This is a genomic window from Kaarinaea lacus (assembly GCF_975902315.1).
Map to the genome: position 1 here is coordinate 1 of NZ_CDLKIE010000005.1, position 3,269 is coordinate 3,269.

The 3,269-nt window shown below is 45.2% G+C and carries 3 protein-coding genes; all 3 read left to right on the forward strand.

Annotated elements, in window-relative coordinates:
- Window positions 1-981, forward strand: a 981-nt coding sequence (locus tag ACWVCM_RS00065) for a hypothetical protein (RefSeq protein ID WP_455199647.1), incomplete at its 5' end; no start/stop codon positions are given.
- A 20-nt stretch (window positions 982-1,001) separates the two neighbouring features.
- Window positions 1,002-2,057: a caspase family protein gene (locus tag ACWVCM_RS00070; protein WP_455199648.1), complete on the forward strand. Its 1,056-nt coding sequence runs from the start codon at window positions 1,002-1,004 to the stop codon at window positions 2,055-2,057.
- Window positions 2,058-2,115: 58 nt separating this feature from the next.
- A complete protein-coding gene (locus ACWVCM_RS00075; RefSeq protein ID WP_455199649.1) occupies window positions 2,116-2,829 on the forward strand; it encodes a hypothetical protein in 714 nt (237 codons plus the stop codon).
- Window positions 2,830-3,269: the final 440 nt, after the last annotated feature.

Here is a 3,269-nt window from a genome sequence, read left to right on the forward strand (position 1 = left end):
CCCAGCGCAGAGCAGTTATGTAGCTACATGGAGTCCCCTGAATCCAGAACGCATGGTGATATTCGACGTCATTTGATGTCATGCAACGAGTGTCGCTTACGGATCGACAAATTAAGCCAGCTGGAAATGGATATTAAGCATTATGCGCCGCGCTTTGCGGCCAACTTCGATTTCGCTGACGATACCGAGCAGCGGGTGGAGCAGTTTATCGAGGACCAGTATAGCGGCAAACAGGATCCGAACATGGAAGCGCAAATCAAATCTGATCCAGATTCTCTAAAATCTGCCCTGCACTATGCCGTACACAGCGCAGCGATGAGTAAAAACCTGGAAACCATGAACAGCACGCCGGTACTTGCTACAGCAAATTCGGCGACAACATCCGCAATCACCGCTAACCAGGGTGGCTTTCATCAGTTACTGAACCGAATCACGCAGAGCCTGCAATGGCCCATGCCTGCCTGGACACTGGCACCGGCGTCCTTTGCCATTGCTGCTCTCATTAGTTTTGTACTGATCTCAAATCCTGCACATCAGCAACAAACCGTGCAAATCGCAACATACCAGGATAATGCGATGATCACGTTTGAACGCGCGGGACTGCCGCCAGGTTCTATCGGCTTTTTTCATGATGCTCAATCCAGCAACAAACCGTTTACTGGTATCAAGATTGCACTCAATAGAGAGGTAGAAGCAAAGGGAGAACCGGGTAAGAATGCTAATATTCTAAGCAGCCAACTGGTGTTCCAGTGGCCTGCCATTGAAAAGGCAGTGGATTATCAGATTAGCATTTACTATTTCCAGAACAATGAAAAGCAGCTCCTGGCGCAACAAACTTCCAAGGAATCTCAATTGAGTTTCGCCAACCTGGCGTTAACAAATGGCCAGCACTACGAATGGCAATTGTCGGGTCACACGGAAAATGGACTAAAGTTTAGCACCACGGGAGATTTCGTTTATCTTGAAGGTCAGAACAAATAACTAATGATTGGTGTTTCACTATGAAGTTATCAGCTACTTTATCACGCACATCGGTTAACACTCGATACATTGCACTTGTTACACTGCTTCTTGCACTACTGGTTTCACACAGTGTGCCGGCCGGAATAAGCATACGTGCGATTGAAAAATCCGCGCCCGTGCCTTCGACAACGTCGAACTATCGTGCCCTGATCATTGGCAACAACGACTACAAGGATCCTGACAATCGTTGGCCTCCTCTGAAAACGGCGGTCACCGATGCAAAAGCCGTAGCGAATCTTCTGGAGTCACACTATAACTTCCAGGATGTCACGGTTCTGGAAAACGCCTCACGCAGCGAAATACTCCATGCTATTAACGGCCTTACCAGGCGGGTTAACAATAATGACAGCGTGCTGCTTTACTACGCCGGACATGGTTATCTTGATAGGGAGACAAACAAAGGCTACTGGATTCCTGTTGATGCCAAAGGTAACGACCACACCACATATTTACGTAACTCCACAATTCGCGATGAACTCAATACCATTGCCAGCCGCGCCAAACATACTTTATTGATATCCGACTCCTGTTTCAGCGGCTCCCTGCTGCGCGGCGTCACCCGTGGCCCGGTACCCAGTGTCGACCAGGATCGTTACTACCAGAACGTCGCCGCCAAAAAAAGCGTACAAATAATTGCTGCCGGCGGTGTCGAGTTTGTGGATGACAATTATGCCGATTCCGGCCATTCACCCTTTACTTATTTCCTTCTGAACGAACTCAGCAACAACAACAAACCGGTGATCACCGCCAGCGAAATCTCCTCCAATGTTGAACAGGCCGTTGCCAACAACTCTTCCCAAAATCCGGAAAGCGGCGTATTGCAAGGTGCCGGTGATGAGCTGGGTGAATTTATTTTTCTAAAACTGGACATTGCGGTGGAAGTTAAAGGTATACCCAAAGATAAAGTAAAGGTGGATGTTCATGTCACGCCATCGACAGAGGATGCCCAGCAGGAGATGCCAGCGACGACTCAAAATAAATCACAAGCTGCGCCACCTAAAAAACGGGAAATCATACCACTACCGACACTTTAGCTATCAATAGAGCGTAATAATAAACAACAGTGATTAACGACCAATGAGAGTTTGATTTATGAACAAAAATAGCCTGATTACCATTACCCTGTTAACTGCGGCTTTGATGATTTCTTCGCAGAGCTATGCCGAAGAATCACCACTGGATGTCACTTTTGGTGTGAATTTACAACCCACCAAGTGGGAAGGCGACAACAAAACGACTGGCACGTCGTTCGATTCAGATGCCACTCAATTACAACTTAATGCAAGAATTCGTAAAGGGGGCTTTTACACCGGACTAAGTTTTCAAGGCGCAAAGTTTGATTTTGATGGTACCGCGCCGGAAAAAGTGTATAACAATTTTCGCCTGCCCAGCAGTAATACAACCGTTGAGCGTGGTGAATTCGACCTGGTGTTTGGCTATTATTTCTGGAAACATATTTCCTTTTTTGCTGACTTCAAACGCACTACAAACAAATGGACAGACGATGGCTATGCAACCCGTTACAACGGACTCGGCCTGGGCATAACTGGCTGGGCGCCTGTTTCTGAGAAATGGGTATTTTATGGATCCTTAGGATTTGTGGGATTGAGTATCGAGAACAGTAATGGAAGCATTGGCGACGGTGACAGCGGTACACTCAATCTCGGGTTTTCGTATCGAGCCACTAATCATAGCCAATTAACCATAGGACTAAAATCTCAACAACACACTTACAATTTTGACGAGGGATCAGAACAAAAACACAGTCTCGTTGGTTTGCTGCTAGGTTACAGCTACACGTTATAGCACCAACACAAACTGGCCAATTGATTTACCTGTTTTCTTAACCACCACGGTTTTGCTTCCCGCACTTAAAACCAACCAGTAAAGTTTTACTTTTTGGAAAAATACTTTCACCTGGTACTAAGCTAACAATTTTAAAAACTGCATAAATATTCAGCAACTCACATCCTTTTTTAATTTCGTCTAACAGTCTGTCTTTTACAGACTTATCAACGTTGTGAATAAGTCTGTAAAAGACACAGTGTTGATAAGTAAAGTGGCTTGCCTGGTTAATTCATCAAATTTTCTGTTAAATAGTCGAATTCGAGGGTAAGGAATTTTGAAAAACCTCACATTATTATTTGTAAGATTTATCAAAAGCACTGTGTGGTAAGAATATGAATTTATGTCATAATTTCATAGTGCAGTGACTGCAGGTTGATTGTTAGCACCGCGGTTTAGTA